General features: G+C 77.7%; 1 pseudogene. It reads right to left on the reverse strand.

Annotated features, from left to right (window positions below):
- Window positions 1-907, reverse strand: a pseudogene (locus GT030_RS15905) (hypothetical protein); the annotation flags it as partial.

Consider the following 907-nt stretch of genomic DNA (forward strand, 5'->3'; position numbering starts at 1 on the left):
TGGGCGTGCGGGTGGGCCACGGCCCGCTCGGCGGCGGCCTCCGCCTCGGCCAGCAGCGCCGAGCCGCCCTGCACCTCCCACAGCCGCAGCGTGGCGTACGCGTACTCGGCCCACAGTCCGGGGTCGGCCCCGGCGGGGCGCTCGTTCTCGGTGGCGCCGCGCAGCAGCTGTACGGCGTCGATCACGTCCTGCACCATGCCGTCGGCGTCGAACCGGGCGAGGAGCGTGCGGGCCCGGACCACCGCCGGGTGCGTCGGCCGGGGTCCGGCGGCGGTGCCGGGGCGGGTGCCGTAGAGCCGGAACTGCTCCGGCAGCGGCATGAAGCGCTCCAGCACCCGCGCGGCGACCTCGGCGAAGGGCTGGGGGACGAGGGTGGCGTCGCCGTTGTCACCGGGGTACGCGCCGAACAGGCGGGCCCCCGCCGGGTCTTCCTCCCCGCGCGCCGGGTGGCCGGTGCCGCCGAGCTGGGCGAGGGCGAGGGCCGGGAAGTTGGCGCCGCCCTTGCCGAAGCGCTGCTCGATGTACTCGGAGCAGTGCTTGAGGACGAGCAGGGCCTCGTCCCGGCCGAGCGTGGACAGCAGCGCCTCCCGCACTTCCGGCTCCATCTCGTACCACTGCCCGGCGTCCGGCCCGTGGTCCTCCCCCGCGCGCCGGACGAGGCCGCCGAGCAGCACCTCGGCGAGTTCGGCGGGGCCCGAGCCGGGCAGCATGGTGCGCTGCACCAGCCGCATCACCGGCAGACAGAGCGGGGCGGCGGCGAGGTAGACGGCAAGGCGTCCGGCGGCCGGCGAGGCGGCGGAGCGGAACCGGCTGACCCGCTCCACCGGCGTCGGCCTGCGTCCCCCGGGTGCCTGCGGTGCGGGCGGCTGGTCGGCGCGCACCCAGCCGACCGCACCGGACACCGGCC

It is taken from the genome of Streptomyces sp. SID1328, from assembly GCF_009865595.1.
Classification (GTDB): Bacteria; Actinomycetota; Actinomycetes; order Streptomycetales; family Streptomycetaceae; genus Streptomyces; species Streptomyces griseoluteus.